9 protein-coding genes and 3 pseudogenes are annotated in these 16,998 nt (G+C 69.0%); 1 reads left to right on the top strand and 11 read right to left on the bottom strand.

Annotated features, from left to right (window positions below):
• Positions 1–211: 211 nt before the first annotated feature.
• Positions 212–898, top strand: a complete 687-nt coding sequence (locus ACHMW8_RS16025) for a Crp/Fnr family transcriptional regulator (RefSeq protein ID WP_395443086.1) — start codon at positions 212–214, stop codon at positions 896–898.
• A gap of 6 nt (positions 899–904) precedes the next feature.
• On the opposite strand, the pseudogene pyk reads toward ACHMW8_RS16025, so the two are convergent.
• The 11 genes and pseudogenes from pyk to fliM form a co-directional block, all read right to left on the bottom strand.
• Positions 905–2,335, bottom strand: a pseudogene (pyk, locus tag ACHMW8_RS16020) (pyruvate kinase).
• Between the two features lie 25 nt (positions 2,336–2,360).
• Positions 2,361–4,825: pseudogene (locus tag ACHMW8_RS16015) on the bottom strand (glycoside hydrolase family 3 protein).
• 381 nt (positions 4,826–5,206) lie between these two features.
• Positions 5,207–6,226, bottom strand: a complete 1,020-nt coding sequence (locus tag ACHMW8_RS16010) for a LacI family DNA-binding transcriptional regulator (protein WP_395443085.1) — start codon at positions 6,224–6,226, stop codon at positions 5,207–5,209.
• Positions 6,227–6,311: 85 nt separating this feature from the next.
• A complete protein-coding gene (gene glk, locus ACHMW8_RS16005; protein WP_125156491.1) occupies positions 6,312–7,307 on the bottom strand; it encodes a glucokinase in 996 nt (331 codons plus the stop codon).
• A 13-nt stretch (positions 7,308–7,320) separates the two neighbouring features.
• Entirely contained in the window at positions 7,321–9,129 is a 1,809-nt protein-coding gene (gene edd, locus ACHMW8_RS16000; protein ID WP_395443084.1) for a phosphogluconate dehydratase, read from the bottom strand.
• Between the two features lie 5 nt (positions 9,130–9,134).
• Complete coding sequence (gene pgl / locus ACHMW8_RS15995; RefSeq protein ID WP_395443083.1) at positions 9,135–9,842, bottom strand: 6-phosphogluconolactonase; 708 nt, start codon at positions 9,840–9,842, stop codon at positions 9,135–9,137.
• Positions 9,843–9,844: 2 nt separating this feature from the next.
• Positions 9,845–11,308: a glucose-6-phosphate dehydrogenase gene (gene zwf / locus ACHMW8_RS15990; RefSeq protein ID WP_125156488.1), complete on the bottom strand. Its 1,464-nt coding sequence runs from the start codon at positions 11,306–11,308 to the stop codon at positions 9,845–9,847.
• A 232-nt stretch (positions 11,309–11,540) separates the two neighbouring features.
• Positions 11,541–14,414, bottom strand: coding sequence for a tetratricopeptide repeat protein (locus tag ACHMW8_RS15985; RefSeq protein ID WP_395443082.1), 2,874 nt, complete (start codon positions 14,412–14,414; stop codon positions 11,541–11,543).
• Between the two features lie 9 nt (positions 14,415–14,423).
• Positions 14,424–15,257: a MotE family protein gene (locus ACHMW8_RS15980; protein ID WP_125156486.1), complete on the bottom strand. Its 834-nt coding sequence runs from the start codon at positions 15,255–15,257 to the stop codon at positions 14,424–14,426.
• Complete coding sequence (locus ACHMW8_RS15975) at positions 15,254–15,859, bottom strand: DUF6468 domain-containing protein (RefSeq protein ID WP_395443081.1); 606 nt, start codon at positions 15,857–15,859, stop codon at positions 15,254–15,256. Before ACHMW8_RS15975 ends, ACHMW8_RS15980 begins: the two co-directional genes overlap by 4 nt.
• Positions 15,856–16,997, bottom strand: a pseudogene (gene fliM, locus ACHMW8_RS15970) (flagellar motor switch protein FliM). The gene ACHMW8_RS15975 and the pseudogene fliM overlap by 4 nt, the downstream one beginning before the upstream one ends.
• Position 16,998 lies beyond the last annotated feature (1 nt).

The following is a 16,998-nucleotide window of genomic DNA, read 5'->3' as shown; positions in this document are numbered from 1 at the left end:
TATGTCGACCACCCGACAGACACTCAAAATGCCAAATGATGGCGAAAAGCAGACTGTTTCGTGGACTCTTCTGTTTTTACGACCGTCCTGACTGCATTGTGTCGGCTAAGCGACGGCGCCCAGCAACGCCCCCACCTATAGCTTGCAACCCTTGCCGTGAGACGGCGTTCGATTCCGCATGACTGGGCCGTTGGCGACCTTGAAGAACCGCTTGCTTTCCGCGCTGCCGTCCGAGGACAGGGCCCTTCTCGCGCCACATCTGTCCGCGATCGATCTGGAGAAGGGGCGCCTCCTCCATGATCCGGGCGACCAGATCGATCAGGTCTATTTCCCGAACGATTGCGTCATCTCGCTGATGACCCTGATGGAAAACGGCGCGGCCATCGAGTCCGCCACCATCGGCCGCGAAGGCGCCCTGGGCCTGATGGCCGCCGTCGCGCCGCGACAAGCTCTGAGCCGCGCCATTGTCCAGGCTCCGGGCTCGACCCTGCGGATCGCCGCGGCGCCCCTGCATGAGGTCTGGAGGCGAAGCGCCGCGCTGCGCGATCTGGTGGATCGTCATAACGAGGCGCTGTTCGGTCACGCCATCCAGTCGGTGGCCTGCAACGCCCTGCACGCCGTCGAGGCCCGCTTCTGCCGCTGGTTGCTGGGCTGCCACGACCGCATCGACGGCAACACGGTCAACCTGACCCAGGAGTTCCTGGCCGACATGTTGGGCGTCCAGCGCACGACCGTCACGGCCGTCGCCGGCTCACTGCAGAGCAAGGGTCTGATCCGCTATCGCCGCGGCGTGGTCGACATCCTGGACCGCGACGGCCTCGAAGCCATGGCCTGCGAGTGCTACGGCGCCGTGCGTCGCGGCTACGAGCGACTGCTGCCAGCGTCTTTCGCCGGCTAGCCGGGGCTACCGCCGGCGGGACGGCGCGGGTGCATGGGCCAATCGCAGCAGGTTGGCGGCGCCCGGCGCGCCGAACGGCGTTCCCGCCACGACCAGCAGGCGTTCGCCCGGCGCGACGAGACCCAGGTCCAGCGCCTTGCTCGACGCGTCGGTGGTCACGACCTCCAGGCTGTCGGGCTGAGCGCTGACGCGCGGCTCGATCCCCCAGCACAGGGTCATGCGGCGCACGGCGTTGATGTCGGGCGACAGGGCCAGGACCGGCTGCAGGGGCGTTCGCGGGCCAGGCGGCGCGCGGTCGCGCCCGTGGTGGTGAAGGCCACCAGGCACTTGGTCGAGCCGGACTTGGCCGCGCCGGCGGCGGCGACCACCAGCACGTCGGCGTCGTCATCGTCGTGGCGCTGTTCGGCCTGCATCAGCTCGGGCCAGCGCGGGTCGCGTTCGACGCGCTCGATGATGCGATTCATCATCGACACCGACTCTTCCGGGATAGTCGCCGGCCGCCGATTCCGCCGACAGCATCACCGCGTCCGCGCCCTCGTAGACCGCGTTGGCCACGTCCGAGGCCTCGGCGCGGGTCGGGGTCGGCGAGTTGATCATCGATTCCAGCATCTGGGTCGCGACGATCACCGGGATGCCGCGCTCGCGCGCCGCCCGCAGGATTTCCTTCTGGGCCACCGGCACCTCTTCCGGGGCCATTTCGACGCCGAGATCGCCGCGAGCCACCATCACCCCGTCGCAGAGGTCGAGGATCGGCCCCAGCACCTTCAGGGCCTGGGGCTTCTCGATCTTGGCCAGCACGGCGGCGCGACCTTCGACGATCCGGCGCAGCTCGGCCATGTCCTCGGGCGCCTGTACGAACGACAGGGCGATCCAGTCGACGCCGAGACGCAGCGCGAAAGCCAGGTCCTCGCGGTCCTTGGCGGTCAGGGGCGACATCGGGATGACGACATCCGGCACCGCCACGCCCTTGCGCTCTGACAGCTTTCCCCCATTGACCACGGTGGTGTTGGCGTAACCCGGACCGGCGTCGGTCACGGTCATGCGCAGCTTGCCGTCGTCCAGCAGCAGGGTCGCGCCCGGCCGCATGGCGGTCAGGATCTCCGGATGCGGCAGATGCACCCGCGTTTCGTCGCCCGGGGTCGGGTCGCTGTCGAAACGGAAGGCCTGACCGGCCTTCAGCATGACCGGACCTTCGGCGAACTTGCCGACGCGCAGCTTGGGGCCTTGCAGATCGGCCAGGATGCCCAGCGGGCGGCCCACGGTCTTCTCGGCCTCGCGGATCGCCGCGTACACGGCCGCGTGAGTCTCGTGGGCGCCGTGGCTGAAGTTCAGGCGAAAGACGTCCGCCCCGGCCCTGGCCAGGGTGACGATCATTTCCGGCGAGCTCGAGGCCGGACCGAGGGTGGCGACGATGCGCGAGCGACGGGCGCGGATCATGCCGTCGCTCCTTCCTGGTCTTGAATCAGTCCGGCGGACAGAAGGCGTCGCCCTCGTTGGAAGCCAGCTTGATTTCGGTGAACGACAACGTCATGCGTCCGGCGGTGGTCAGCGCGAAGGGGGACGAAACATGCGTCATGTCCGCGCCCTTGGCCTTGAAGCAGGAAAGTTTGATCTTGGCCGTACGCCATTCGCCGCGTTTCACACCTGACAACGTTGACGTAACGTCTACCGTCGCCCCGCAGGATTCGCCACAGGCCAAACCCAGGGACACCGGTTTCTCTGGGGACGCATCCACCCTGTACCGGATCGTCACCGCCATGTCGCCGGTGGTCTGGCGCGAAAGATCGACCGGCGGGCCGGCGATCGTCAGGCTCCCGGCCCCCTCCCGCTCCATGTCGCCTGGCGGGCGTTTTCCTGCGCGCCGGCGTCGATGGTCTTCAGCGAAACGGCGCCGCTGGCGTTCAGGGCCCACGGCGGCGGCGCGCGGCCGGCGGCGAAATAGCGGTCCACATTGACCGCCGCTGTCGAAGCGACGCCGGCGTCTTCGGACAACACCGCGACCTTGCCGGGCTTGGCGTAGCTCAGGCCGTAGCCATAGGCGAACTGCGGATCATAGTTCTTGTCGCCGACATTCAGCGGCTCCTGGTCGGCCCGCTTGGGCCACGAGAACGAGAGCTTGCCCCGGAAGTCATGGCGCGGCTTGCCGGCCGCGTCGCCGATCAGCACGTCGGCGACCCCGCCGCCTTCCGAGCCCGGCAGCCAGGCCGCGACGAAGGCGTCCGAAGCGTTGATCTCGGGATTGGTCCATAGCGGCCGGCCGCTGAGGAACACCGAGACCACGGGGATCCCGGCCCCCTTCAGCTTCTTGAGCAGGGCCAGGTCGGACTTGTCGCCCGGCTGGTACTCGACAGTGGCGATGTCGCCCTGGAACTCGGCGTAGGGGTTCTCGCCGAACACCACGATGGCGACGTCGGGCCTGGCCTTGAAGTCGCCCGAGGTCGACAGCTCGGCGCTACCGCCGCCCGCCTTCACCGCCTCGGCGATGCCGGCATAGATCGACTGGCCGTTGGGGAAGTCGCTGTTCTTGTTGCCCGTGCCCTGCCAGGTCAGGGTCCACCCCCCGGCGGCCTTGCCGATGTCGTCGGCCCCGTCGCCGGCGACCAGCACGCGGGCCGAGCTCTTCAACGGCAGGACGCCGTCGTTCTTCAGCAAAACGAGCGACTTGCGGACGGCTTCACGCGCCACGGCGCGGTGGGCGGGCGAGCCCAGAAGGTCATATTTGCCCTCGAGCGGGCGCTTGTCTTCGAACAGGCCCGCCTTGACCTTGACCCGCAGGATGCGGCGCACGGCGTCGTCGATCCGCGCCATCGGGATCTGGCCGGCCTTAACCTGGGCCAGGGTGTTGTCGTAGAGGCCCTTCCAGCTGTCGGGGGCCATGATCATGTCCATGCCGGCCAAATAGGCCTGGGCGCAGTTGGTGTTGGTGCAGCCCTCGACCTGTCCGTGGGCGTTCCAGTCGCCGACCACGAAGCCCTCGAAGCCCAGCCGTCCCTTCAGCACGTCGGTCAGCAGGCTCCTGTTGCCCGTGTGCTTGACCCCATTCCAGCTGGAAAACGAGACCATCACCGACAGGATGCCCGCGTCGATGGCCGGCGGGTAGCCGGCGGCGTGCAGGCGAACGAGATCGGCCTCGGAGATCTGGGCGTCGCCCTGGTCCTTGCCGCCCGTGGTGCCCCCGTCGGCCAGGAAGTGCTTGGCCGACCCGGCGACGTGGCCCTCGCCCAACGGCTTGCCGGCGATCAAAGGCCCCTGCAGGCCCAGGGTCATCGGGCCGGAATAGGCCTTCACCACTTCCGGATCCTCGGCATAGCCCTCATAGGCGCGGCCCCAGCGTTCGTCGCGCGGCACGGCCACGGTGGGACCAAAGGTCCAGTCGGCGCCCGTCGCGACCATCTCCTCGGCCGTCGCCTCGCCGATGCGACGGATCAGGTCCGGATCGCGCGCCGCGCCCAGGCCGACATTGTGCGGGAAGATCGTCGCGCCCACGACGTTGTTGTGGCCGTGCACGGCGTCGACGCCGAACATGATCGGGATTTCCTGGTGGCCGCCGCGCTTCTCCAGGGCCGCGGCGCGAAAAGCGCGGATCCACTCGACCCAGCGCTGGGGCGTGGCGCGGTCATTGCCGTCCGGCGCGCTGTTGCCGCCGACCAGCACCGAGCCGAGGCGATACTTCGCCAGCTCTTCGGGCGTGATCGACGCGCCATCGGCCTGGATGGTCTGGGCGACCTTATCCTCGACGCTCATCTGGCTCATCAGCTTGGTGATGAAGGCCTCGGTCCTAGCATCGGTGATCGTCGCGGGGCTGTGGGCCTTGGGCCAGACGCTGGGATGGGCCGTCGCGGCGTTCTGCGCCGGGGCCGAACCCGCCAGGCCGCCAGCCAGGATCAGGGCCAGGGCGGACGCGCGGACGAGGCTGGATGCGGACATGGTTCTTCCCAAGGATACGCCGCCCCCGGGCGGATCGCGTAAATTGAAGCGGAAAAGCGCTCGACGCGGCGCTTGCGGGTAACCGCGCCGAGCGAAAGATGAAGCGGTTCAGGGCCGCTTGGAGGGGAGTGATCGTGCGTCGAGAGCGCGCGAAACGCGCTCTTCTCCAGGGAGAGCGAGCCTGCTGATCCGGTTTGAATGGAGACATTCAAACCGGGCAGGCTGCACGACGCGACGGGCGCTGTCGGGCGAAGTCATTGGCGTTTCCTCCGACGCCGCCTTCGTGGACGACCGTCTTGATCGCAATGATGTCGCGCCAATTGGACAGCGCTGTCAAGTTCAATATGATTGCGGTAACACATGACCCGAGGCTCCATCGCCTTAGCGGAGCGCCGGTCCGGTGGATTCTCGGACCACCAGTTCGAAATCCAGCACGCGCGAGGGCGGCGGCGCGCCCTCCTCCCGCTCCACGCCATGCATCAGCATGTCGGCGGCCGCGCCTGCCATGGCGAAGATCGGCTGGCGCACGGTGGTCAGCTGCGGCCAGGTGATCTTGGCGCCGGGCGTGTCGTCGAAGCCGGCGACCGACAGCTGGGCCGGCAGGTCCAGGCGCAGGCGGTTGGCGACCGCCATCACGCCCAGGGCCATGTCGTCGTTGGAAGCGAAGATCGCCGTCGGACGATCGGCGCCGCCCAACAGCTTCTCGGCCGCGTCGAAGCCCGAGCGGAACGAGAAGAAGCCCTGCTCCACTCGATCGTCGCGGACGATCAGGCCGCTGTCGCGCATGGCGTCCAGGAAGCCCTGGTGGCGCAGATGCGAGGCGCCATGGTCGGGGTGGCCGATGATGAAGCCGATGTCGCGGTGGCCCAGCCCGATCAGGTGCTTGGTCATCTCGTAGGCGGCCAGGCGATCGTCCATGCTGACCCACGGGGCGCGGTCCATATCGCCGCCCGGCGCGATGCGGACATAGGCGACGCCCGCCTGCTCCAACGCGGAGAGCACCAGCGGATGGTCGCTGAGCGGCGGGGTCAGGATCACCCCGTCCATGCGCAGAGTGGCCAGCATCGGCTGGACCTGTTCCTGGATGTCGCCCGTCGAGTCGATCGGCTCGACGATTAGGTGGAAGCCCTCCTGCCGGCACCGCGCGATGGCTCCCAGCTGCACGTCGGTGACATAGCCAGGGCTGGGGTTGTCGAAGAAGACGCCGATCAGATAGGCCTTCGAGCCCGCCAGGCTGCGGGCCGAGATGTTGGGCCGATAGTTCAACGCCGCCACGGCGGCCTGCACCCTGTCGCGGGTGTCGGCCTTGACGTTGGGCTCACGGTTGAGGACCCGCGAAACGGTCTTGATCGAGACCCCGCTTTCGCGGGCTACATCGTGGATCGTGACTTTGGCGCTCAATTCCGTCCCTCGTCGCGCCGATTCTCTCCGGCGTGGCGGATACTAGGCCATGACAGGGTTGTCATGGCGAGCCCCAAGAGAACGACTAGGAGACCGCCGCCCGGCCCTCCGGCGTCAGCGCCACCGCCGCGCCGATGAGGGCGGTGTGCGGGTGCAGGATGACGTGCGTCGGAATCGACTGGGTGTAGTGCGACAGGCGCCCCTTGGCGTCGAAGCGCTCGCGGAACGGGCTCTTCTCCAGGATGTCGATGATCCGGGGCGCGATGCCGCCGGCGATGAACACGCCGCCGCGCGCGCCCAGGGTCAGGGCGATGTCGCCGGCCGTCGAGCCTAGCACCGCGCAGAAGCGGTTCACCGTGGCCAGGCTGTCGGCGCAGCCCTCGACCGCGCGCTCGGTGATCTGCTTGGCGGCCAGGGTCTCGACCTTGCGGCCCTCGGCCTCGGCCAGGGCCACGTGCAGGTCTTCCATGCCCGGCCCCGACAGGATGCGCTCGACCGAGACGCGGCCGCCGTCCAGTTGCCGGGTCAAGGCGCGCAGCACCTCGATCTCGATGGCGTCGACCGGCGCGAAGGCGACGTGGCCGCCCTCGGTGGCCAGCGGGATCTCCTGACCATGACGACGCACGAGACCGGCGACGCCGAAGCCGGTGCCCGGACCCAGGATCGCCAGATCCCCCTCGCCCGAGGTCGGCAGATGGCCGACCTGGCGCAGGTCCTTGGGGCTGAGGCGCGGCGCGGCCAGGGCCTGGGCGGTGAAGTCGTTGATCAGCTTGGCGTTGCGGAAGCCGCCGGCGCGACGCAGGCTGTCTTCCGAGATCCGCCAGTCCAGATTGGTCATGTGGACCGAGCCGTGCTCAATCGGACCGGCCACGGCTACCACCGCCTGGTCGGGATGGCGAACGCCGACCTTCTGCAGGTAATGCTCGATGGCGTCCTCGGCCGTACCGTAGTCCTCGCCCTTGTAGGTCGTCGGCTCGATCAGGCGCGGGTCCTGACCATCGAATTCGACCAGGGCGAAGCGGGCGTTGGTGCCGCCAATGTCGCCGACGAGGCCGAGCCCCACGCTGTGATTGCCGTCCATGCTGCGTGCTTTCCTAGGCGAAGACGGACGCGCCGGCGTCGGCTGCGCCGACCCCGCTGCGCATCCATCCAAACAGTTCCCTACCAAAGCCCGGCTTGGACGCCGGGACGTTCGCTGGCGTACGGGCGCGTAGAACCGCCTCGTCCACCAGGATCTTCAATTCGCCGGTCTCGGCGTTGACACTGATGACGTCACCGTCCTGGACATACGCCAGCGGCCCGCCCTTGGCGGCTTCCGGCGTCACGTGGATGGCGGCCGGCGTCTTGCCCGAGGCGCCCGACATGCGGCCATCGGTGACCAGGGCGACCTTGTAGCCGCGATCCAGCAGCACCGAGATCGACGGCGACAGGTTGTGTAGTTCCGGCATGCCGTTGGCCGACGGGCCCTGGAAGCGGACGACGATGACGACGTCGCGGTCCAGCTCGCCGCGCTTGAAGGCGGCGATGAAGTCTTCCTGTTCCTGGAACACGGCCGCCGGGGCGGTGATCACGTGGTGCTCGGGCTTCACGGCCGAAATCTTCATGACGCCGCGGCCCAGGTTGCCGGCCAGCAGGCGCAGGCCGCCCTCGGGGCTGAACGGATCGGAGACTGGGCGGACGATGGCGGTGTCCAGGCTTTCGGTTGCGCCCTCGCGCCACTTGAGGACGCCGTCCTCGAGATGCGGCTCCTGGGCGTAGAGCGACAGGCCGGGGCCGGCGATGGTCTGGACGTCGTCATGGACAAGTCCGGCCTTCAGCAGCTCGCGGATGATGAAGGCCATGCCGCCGGCGGCCTGGAAGTGGTTCACGTCGGCGGCGCCGTTCGGATAGACGCGGGCCAGCAAGGGCGTGGCCTTGGAGATGTCGTCCAGGTCTTCCAGCGTCAGCTGGACGCCGGCCGCGTGGGCCATGGCGACGATGTGCAGGGCCAGGTTGGTCGAGCCGCCGGTGGCCATCAGCCCGACCACGCCGTTGACGATCGACTTCTCGTCGATCATCCGGCCGACCGGAAGGAACTCGTTGCCCTTGTTGGTCACGGCGGCGGCGCGGCGCGCGGCTTCCTTGACCAGGGCCTCGCGCAACGGCGTGTTGGGATGCACGAAGGCCGAGCCGGGCAGATGGAAGCCCATCAGCTCCATCAGCATCTGGTTGGTGTTGGCCGTGCCATAGAAAGTGCAGGTGCCCGGGCCGTGGTAGCTGGCCTGCTCGGCTTCCAGCAGCTCGGCGCGGCCGACCTTGCCCTCGGCGTAGAGGGCGCGGATGCGGGCCTTCTCGCTGTTCGGGAGACCCGAGGTCATCGGACCGGCAGGCACGAACAGGGCTGGCAAGTGGCTGAAGGTCAGGGCGCCGATGACCAGACCCGGCACGATCTTGTCGCAGACGCCGAGATACAGCGCCGAGTCGAAGGCGTCGTGAGTCAGGGCCACGGCCGTGGCCATGGCGATGACCTCGCGGGAGAAGAGCGACAGCTCCATGCCGGGACGGCCCTGGGTGACGCCATCGCACATGGCGGGTACGCCGCCGGCGAACTGGGCGGTGGCCCCGACCTCGCGCGCGGCGGCCTTGATCAGCGCCGGATACGCTTCCAGCGGCTGGTGGGCCGACAGCATGTCGTTATAGGCCGAGACGATGCCGATGTTCGGCGCGTTCGGGTCGAGCGCGCGGACCTTGTCGACGCCCGGCGAGGCGGCGAAGGCGTGCGCCCAGTTGGCGCAGGACAGCTTGGCCCTGCCCGGCTGGCTGTCGATCGCGTGCTGCATGTTGGCCAGATACGCCGCGCGGCTGTCCTTGCTGCGCTCGACGATGCGGGCGGTGACTTCGGCGATGACCGGGTTCAGGCTCATGGCGATTACTCCGCCCACAGGATGCGGACCTTGGCGCGGTCCTGGTTCAGGACGGCGGCGATCGGCAGGGCCGGATCGACCTCGCCGTCCAGCAGGGCGCGCTTGGCCTGGCCGGTGATCAGCAGCACGATCAACGCCGACTGGGTCAACGCCTGGAAGGTCAGGCTGATCCGGGGAATGTCCGGGGCAGGATCTCCCGGCGGCACGGCCAGCACCAGGCGGTCGGACGCGGGGTCGAGACCACGCGCCAGCACCGGCGAGCCGGGGAACAACGAGGCGAAGTGGCCGTCGGGGCCCATGCCCAGCAGCACCGCGCCGAACGGCGCGGCGGACGCGACGCCCGCCTGGGCCTTCAGCGCCGCCTCCTCATGGCTGACGCCTTCGAAGTATAGCGGCGAGAAGCCGGCGCTGGCCGCGCGCCCCTTCAGCAGATGACGACGCACCAGCCGTTCGTTGCTGCTGGGATCGGTCGGCGGGACCCAGCGCTCGTCGGTCAGGGTGACCATGACCTTGTCCCAGGGCGCGGTCAGGGTCGCCAGGCGATCATAGACCGGGGCCGGCGTGGAGCCGCCGGTGGCCGCAAAGCCGGCCACGCCATGCTCGGCCACGGCCGTGGTCAGGGCCTCGACGATGGTCGAAGCGGCGGCGTCGTAGAGCGCCTCGCGGGTCGGGAAGGCTTCGATCTCGGGCCTGGGAAGCGGGGATTGGGCCATGATCACGCCTTCCAGGACCGACCGCCGGGCGAGATCAGCCCCTGCGCCGACTGCGGGCCCCAGGTGCCGGCCGCGTAGTGCGCCGGCTCGATATTGGCGTCGGCCCAGGCGGCCGAAACGTCGTCGATGAACTTCCAGGCGGCCTCGACCTCGTCGCGGCGCACGAACAGCGTGCTGTCGCCGCGGAAGACGTCCAGAAACAGCTTCTCGTAGGCGATGCGGCGGCGGCCGCCGCTCTGGCTGAACGACAGCGACAGCGGCAGCGACTGCAGGCGCATGCCTTCTTCCGACAGGCCAGGACGCTTGTTCATCACCGTCAGCACGATGTTCTCGTCCGGCTGCAGGTCGATGACCAGGCGGTTGGAGCACAGGTCGCCGGTGGTCGCCGGGCCGAAGATGTTGTGCGGCAGCGGCTTGAACTGGACGACGATCTGGGTGCGGCGGTCGGGCAGGTTCTTGCCGGTGCGCAGGAAGAACGGCACGCCGTCCCAGCGCCAGTTGTCGATCGCCACCTTCATGGCCACGAAGGTCTCGGTCTTGGTGGGCTTGCCGACTTCGTCGACATAGCCGACCCGCGCGGAGCCCTCGACGACGCCGGCCACGTACTGGCCGCGCACGGTGTCGTGGGCCACGCTATCGCGGGTGAAGGGGCGCAGGCTGCGCAGAACCTTGACCTTTTCGTCCCGGACGGCGTCGGCGTCGAAGCCCGACGGCGCCTCCATGGCCACCAGGCACAGCAGCTGCAGCATGTGGTTCTGCACCATGTCCCGCAGCGCGCCGTACTCGTCGTAATAGGGCCAGCGGTCGCCGACCTTCTCGGTCTCGGCGATGGTGATCTGCACGTGGTCAATGGTGTTGCGGTCCCACAGGGGCTCGAACAGCACGTTGGCGAAGCGCAGGGCGGTCAGGTTCTGGACCGTCTCCTTGCCCAGATAGTGGTCGATCCGGAAGATCTGGCTTTCGTCGACGATCGCCCCGACCGCGGCGTTGGTCTTCCTGGAGCTTTCCAGGTCGCGGCCGATCGGCTTTTCGAGAACCAGACGCGTGTTCGGACCCGTCAGGCCGGCCGCCTGCAGCGCCACGCAGGCCGCGCCGTACAGGCTGGGCGACAGCGAGAAGAATATCACCATGGTTCCATGCGGGCCGATCCGATCGGCCAGGCGCTGGGTGTCTTCTTCCTTGGTGATGTCGACGGCGACATAGTCGAGACGGGCGGCCAGGCGGTTCCAGGCCGCCTCCTCCACCGTGGCGCGCTTGCCCAACTGCTCGCGGACCAGGGCCTTGTAGCTCTCGGGCGTATGGTCCGCGCGGGCCACGCCGACGATGCGCAAGTCGTGCGGCAGCAGTCGGTCGACTTCCAGGAAATACAGCGAAGGCAACAGCATCCGCAGGGCCAGATCCCCCGCACCGCCCAGCAGCACCAGCACTTCGCGCCCGTTATCGGCGTCTTGGTTGTTCTTAGCCAATGTCGTCCACCCTATGACAACGTTGTCATGACACGCTCGCGGCGGAAAGGCAAGCGGCCGCCGGCCGCCAGCCCCTTCGAACCCTCGGGCGAGCCCTAACTAGGCCAAACGCCCAGAGCCCGCCATAAGACCAATCCGCTTTGGCGGGCGAATTTTCGATGACGTGGGCCGCGCCAAGGCTGATCGTGCCTTAGCCCTCCGCGAAAACGAGCTGTTGGGGAAAGTCCCTGCCCTATTTGCCTGCGCGGGCGGGCGAGCCGGCGGGCTGGCCCGTTCGGAACCTGTCCTTCATCCGGCCGATCCAGCCGTTGAAGGCCTCGTTGTCGGCGGTGACGCGGCTGAAGTCCGAGGCCGACAGCGATTCGACATTCATGCCCTGCAACGCGACGCGCAGACCGTCCGGATTGCTGGCGTTATCGACGAAGCCCGACCAGCGCTGGCGCAGGCGAGCCAGGGACTTGTCGTCGTCGGCCAGGCTGTAGGCCACGGCCGAGCGCAGCAGGCGGGCCTCGTCGCCGGGACTCAGCGCGCCCGGGGTCTTGAAGCGATCACCCAGCGAACGCTCGTACAGCGCACCGGCCGTCGGCCAGGTGTGCTGCTTCCAGGCGATCTCGGCGCGGATCTCCTGGCCGTCGCGGCTGGCGTCCCTGTCGATCAGCTCCAGCGCGTCGTCGAAGCGGCCCAGGCCCATCAGGGCGCGGGCGGTGGCCAGGCGACGCTCGACGTTCAGGGCCGGCGGCAGGATGGTGGTGCGGGTCGCGTTGATCGCGTCCAACGCATCCTCCGGCTTCTTGTTCATCAGGTAGATCCAGGCCAGATCTGTGGCGACCTGGGCCTTGGGCACGCCGTTCAGGCGGTTGTCGACCTGATACTTCAGCAGCTTGGCGGCGTCGTCCAGCAGGTCGACGTCGACAAGGCGGCGCACCAGGTTGCGGACCATCTGGTCGCCATCGGCGCCGATCGGGGTCAGGTCCTGGAAGTCATAGAACAGCCCCACGGCCTGGACCGGCTGCATGCCGTCGGCCAGGCCTTGCAGGAACAGCTGCCGGAAGGTGTTCGACAGATCGTTCTGCAGCGCCACGGCTTCGGGGCGGTCGGGCAGCTGGCGACCCGCCGAGCGCAGCACTTCCAGCGCCTCCCGATAGCGGCCCTGGTCGATATAGAGGCGGCCCAGCGAACGGATCACCTCCAGCTCGACGCCGTCGCCGCGCCAGCGGTAGCGGAGCTGGTTCAGGACCTCGGCGGCCTTCTGAGCGCTGATCTGGCCCTTGGCGTAGCCCAGCTCGGTGGCGTGCAGCATGGCCGGCGTAGCAATGCGGTCGTACGGCGCCTTGGCGATAGCCTCGAACATGCGGCGGGCGCGGACCTTCTCGCCCTTGGCCTCGAAGATGCGGGCCTGGGTCAGGCGGATATCCAGTTGATCCTCGACCGGAACCTTGGGTGTATCCAGCGCCTTCGTCACCCATTGCATCGCGCCAGTCACGTCGCCGACGCCGAGCGCCGCCTGGGCCTGGGCGTGCAGGAAGCGCGCGCGCCAGATCGGCGGAAAGAGATCCAGGGCCCGGCCGCCGCCGGCGAACTTGGCGCGGGCGTCGGCCCACTGCCCCTGCTTGGCCGAGATGTAGCCGCGCCACAGGGCGCTGGACGGATCGTCGGCCAGGACGGGCGAGGAGAAGTCGGCGTCCGCCTCGTTCAGGCGACCGGCGAACACCTTGGCCACGCCGCGCAGGCCGCGGAACTCGGCGTCGCCCAGCAGGGTCTGGTGCTTGCGGCCCGCGGCGTTCAGGACGCCAATGGCCTCGAACGACATTTGCGAGCCGACCAGGAAGCGGGCCAAAGCCATGCGCGCGGCGCGGTCGCTATCCTTGCCCTCGCCCTCCGGCGCGGCGGCGACGGCGCCCTGCAGAGCGTTGTAACGGGCCAGGAAGCCGCCCGAACCGGTCTTGGGCCAGGCGTCGAGGTCGATCAGGGCCGGCATCGACATCGGCTGCGGCGCGCCGGCGGCGGCCTCTTCCGGCGGGGTGTTGGCCGATATCGGCGAAAGGATCAGGCCCTTGGGTCGGCCGATGCGCAGCAGGTCGCCGCTGGCCTGGACGACCAGGTCGCTGGCATAGGCCTCGGCGGCCAAGCCCTGGGCCGACTGCAGCAGCGCCATCTCGACATAGTCGCGACGCGACGGCAGCCCCTTGGACGGCCCCAGCGCCGGGGCCACCATCAGCTTGTCGCCCACGGCCGGGTCGGCGACCCAGACCGGCTTGGTGACGCCCGAGACGGTGGCCGACAGGGTGGCCGGTTGGACGCTCTCGTCGCGCGCCACCTTGATGACGTCCGGCGTTTCCTGCGTGCCCGGACCGAGGCTGATCTTCCACGACCCGCCCTGCCCCACGGCCACGTAGGGCGTGCCGGCCTGGGTGACGATGCGCAGGGCCGTGTAGTCCGGGCCCTTCAGGGCCTGGATCTTGGAATAGCGAACGCTGGATGACGGCAGCTTGGAGATATCCAGCCGCGCGGGCGTGTCGAACACGATCCACACCGCCTCGCCGCGCCGGAAGACGGCGGCGCCGGCCGGCGCGGCCCAGTCGAATGACAGCGTGACCTGCTGGTCCTCGCGGTCGAAGCCGACCTTGACCACGCCGCCGGCGGGCATCGGGTTGGGACGGCCGATCGGAGCGGCCGGGGCCGGCGTCTGGCTGGCGGGCGGCGCGCCGGGACGAGCGAACAGATTGACGAAATCGACGCCATCGGCATTGCCGAGCCGGGCGTCGGCGTCATCCGTCAGTGTGATGACGATCTCCAGCGCGCCGTTGATGTGGCGGACCTCCGCGGCCTTCAGCCAGCGGGGCGGCGCGATCTTCAGGGTCGAGAGATCGGGATTGGCGTCGCGGTTGAACCGCAGCACCAAGGTCTGACCTTCGCGATGGGAAACAAGCTTCGCGCCGCCGCTCCAGTGGAACTCGATGCGCGAGAAGTCCGCCGCCTGCGCCACGCGCACGTCCAGCGACGCGCGCGCCGCGGGGGGCGGCGGCGCGGCGTATCCGGACGGCGCCAGCGTCCCCGCGATGACCGCGGCGGCGACGCTGGAGCGCAGGAGCTGGCGAAGGGTCATGGGCCTCCCTTAACCGGCCTTCTTGGGCGCCGACTTGGCCTTGGGCGCGGCGGGATCGGCCGCGCCGGCGAGACCGGCGTCGGCCTGTTGCTTGTTGGGCGCGGCGCCCGGGGCGGCGGGCGTGGCGGCGTTGTCGGCGATCGCGGCCTTGCCCTTTTCGACGGCCGGATTGGCCATGCGCGAGGCCAGGCGTTCGGTCAGGATCTTGGCGTCGGCCGGAGCCATGTTGGCCAGGATCTGCGACAGGGCCCGTTCCTTCATCTTGGCGGCGATCGGCAGGCGGACCTCATCCGACAACAGGGTCATGCGGGCGGCGGCGTCCTTGGGCTTCATACCCTGATAGACGACCACAAGCCGGTCGACCTCGGCTTGCTTCTGGGCGTCGACCTGGCCCAGCAGGCCCGAGATGTCGCCCTTCAGGCCGGTCAGGGCCTTCATCTTGGCGTCCAGCTTGGCTTCGGCGGCGGCCAGCAGTTGCAGTTGCACGTCGATGTCCTGCTCGCGCTGGTCCAGCTGCCCGCGACGGGCGCCCAGGCTCTGCAGCACGCGCAGTTCGGCGGGCGAGAGACCGGCTTCCTTGGCCAGGGCGTCGGCCGAAGGGGCGCAGACGCGCGGCGGCGGCGCGTTGGCGGCGGCGGGCTGGCCTGCGCTCTCGGCCGAGGCGGCTTCCTCGCCGCCCTCGGTCTTGGCGTCCTTCTTGCCGGGCTTGGCGACACCCTCGGCGAAGGCCTTGGCCCCGCCCACGAGGTCGGGCAGCGACTTGGCGCCGGCCATGGCGTTGATCGCCAGCACGCCGCCGACGGCGACGCCGACGAGGGGGAGAATGCGCGGAACGTTCTTCATCGGCGGGGAGCCCTGGGGTTGGCGGACGGGCTTTCGCCCGGTCCGTCGAAGAGGTCATCATCGATCCGCGCCCGTGAACGCGGCGTTTCGTTGGTCTGGCTAGGCGCGACGCCCGGACGCGAGGTCGGGCGCGCGATGGGCTCGCCGCGGGCGGCGCGCTCGACGCGGTCCTCGCGATCCAGCAAGCGCTCGAAGTCGGCGGCCGACAGGCGACGCTCGCCCTGCGGAGCGGTGGCCGGCGGGGTCTCGCGGCCAAGGCGCGGCGCGGGACGCTCGGCCGGGACTTGCGGCTGAACCTTCGACGCCAGGCTCGGAGCCTGCGGCGGGCGGCTGACCAGTTCGCCTAACTGGGCGGCCAGGGCCTGGGCGCGCTCGATTCGCACCGCCAGGGTCTCGGCCGCCTCGTCGGTGGCCGCCCGCAGGTCGGCCAGGCCTTGCTCGGCGCGGGCCGCGGCGTTGTCCAGGTCGGCCACCGCCTTGGCGAAGCCCTCATGACTGTCGCGCAGCGCCTTCAGACGGCGCTCGAGGCGCCAGCCGAAGACCAGCGCCGCGATCAGCAGCACGACCAGGAACCCGTTCATGGCGAAGGCGACGAGGCTCATTTCAGCTTCTGCACGGCCTTCTTGGCGGCGGGCGTCAGCGGCGCCTCGGCCCGCACGGCGATCGAATGGTTGCGGCGCCCATGCGCCCCCGCGTCAGCGGGATGGCCCCGGCGCGCAGCTCGACCAGGCTGTCAGGCGTGGCGTTCAGCATCAGCGTGTCGCCGATCTGCATGTTCAGCACGCGCGACAGCGGCACCTGCTGCTCGTCGAGCACGGCGCGAACCTCCATCTGCGTGGTCCACAGCTCGGTGGCCAAGTGGCCTTCCCAGATGTTGTCGCGGCCGAACTTCTCACCCATGAACTGCTGCAGCAGCATCTTCCGGATGGGTTCCAGCGTCGCGTAGGGCAGCAACAGCTCGATACGGCCGCCGCGGTCTTCCATGTCGATGCGCAGCTTGACCAGGATCGCGGCATTGGCGGGCCGGGCGATAGCGGCGAAGCGCGGGTTGGTCTCCAGGCGGTCCAGCGAGAAGCTGACCGGATGCAGGGGCTCGAAGGCGCTCTTCAGATCGTGCAGCACCACCTCGATCATCCGCTGCACCAGCACGCGCTCGATCGTCGTATAGGGACGACCTTCGATGCGCATCGCGGCCGTGCCCCGACGCCCGCCCAGCAGCACGTCGACGATCGAATAGATCAGGTTCGAATCGACGGTCAGCAGGCCGTAGTTGTCCAGCTCCTCGGCGCGGAACACCGCCAGGATGGCCGGCAGCGGGATCGAGTTCAGATAGTCGCCAAAGCGAATCGAGCTGATGTTGTCGAGGCTGACCTCGACGTTGTCGGAGGTGAAGTTCCGCAGGCTGGTGGTCATCAACCGCACCAGGCGGTCGAAGACGATTTCCAGCATCGGCAGGCGTTCGTACGAGACCAGCGCCGAGTTGATGATGGCGCGGATGCCCGTGCGGTCCTCGCCGCCGTCGCCAGAGAGATCGAAGCCCAGCAGGCTGTCGATTTCGTCCTGGTTCAGGATGCGCTCGGAGCCGCCTTCGCCGCCGCCGTCGTCCCAGCCGCCCATGCCGCCGGAAAAGTCGCCGAATTCGTTCGTGCCGCCGCCGGCGTCGCCTTCACCGAAGGCGCCGGGGGGATTTTGCGAGGCCCATTGGGCCATCGCGGCCTGATCGTCGAGTTCGTCCGCCATG

This window comes from Caulobacter sp. UC70_42 (genome assembly GCF_044056025.1).
In the GTDB taxonomy this organism is placed as follows: domain Bacteria; phylum Pseudomonadota; class Alphaproteobacteria; order Caulobacterales; family Caulobacteraceae; genus Caulobacter.
Note: the sequence above shows the minus strand (reverse complement) of the source record. Positions and strands in the feature narration are given on the sequence as shown.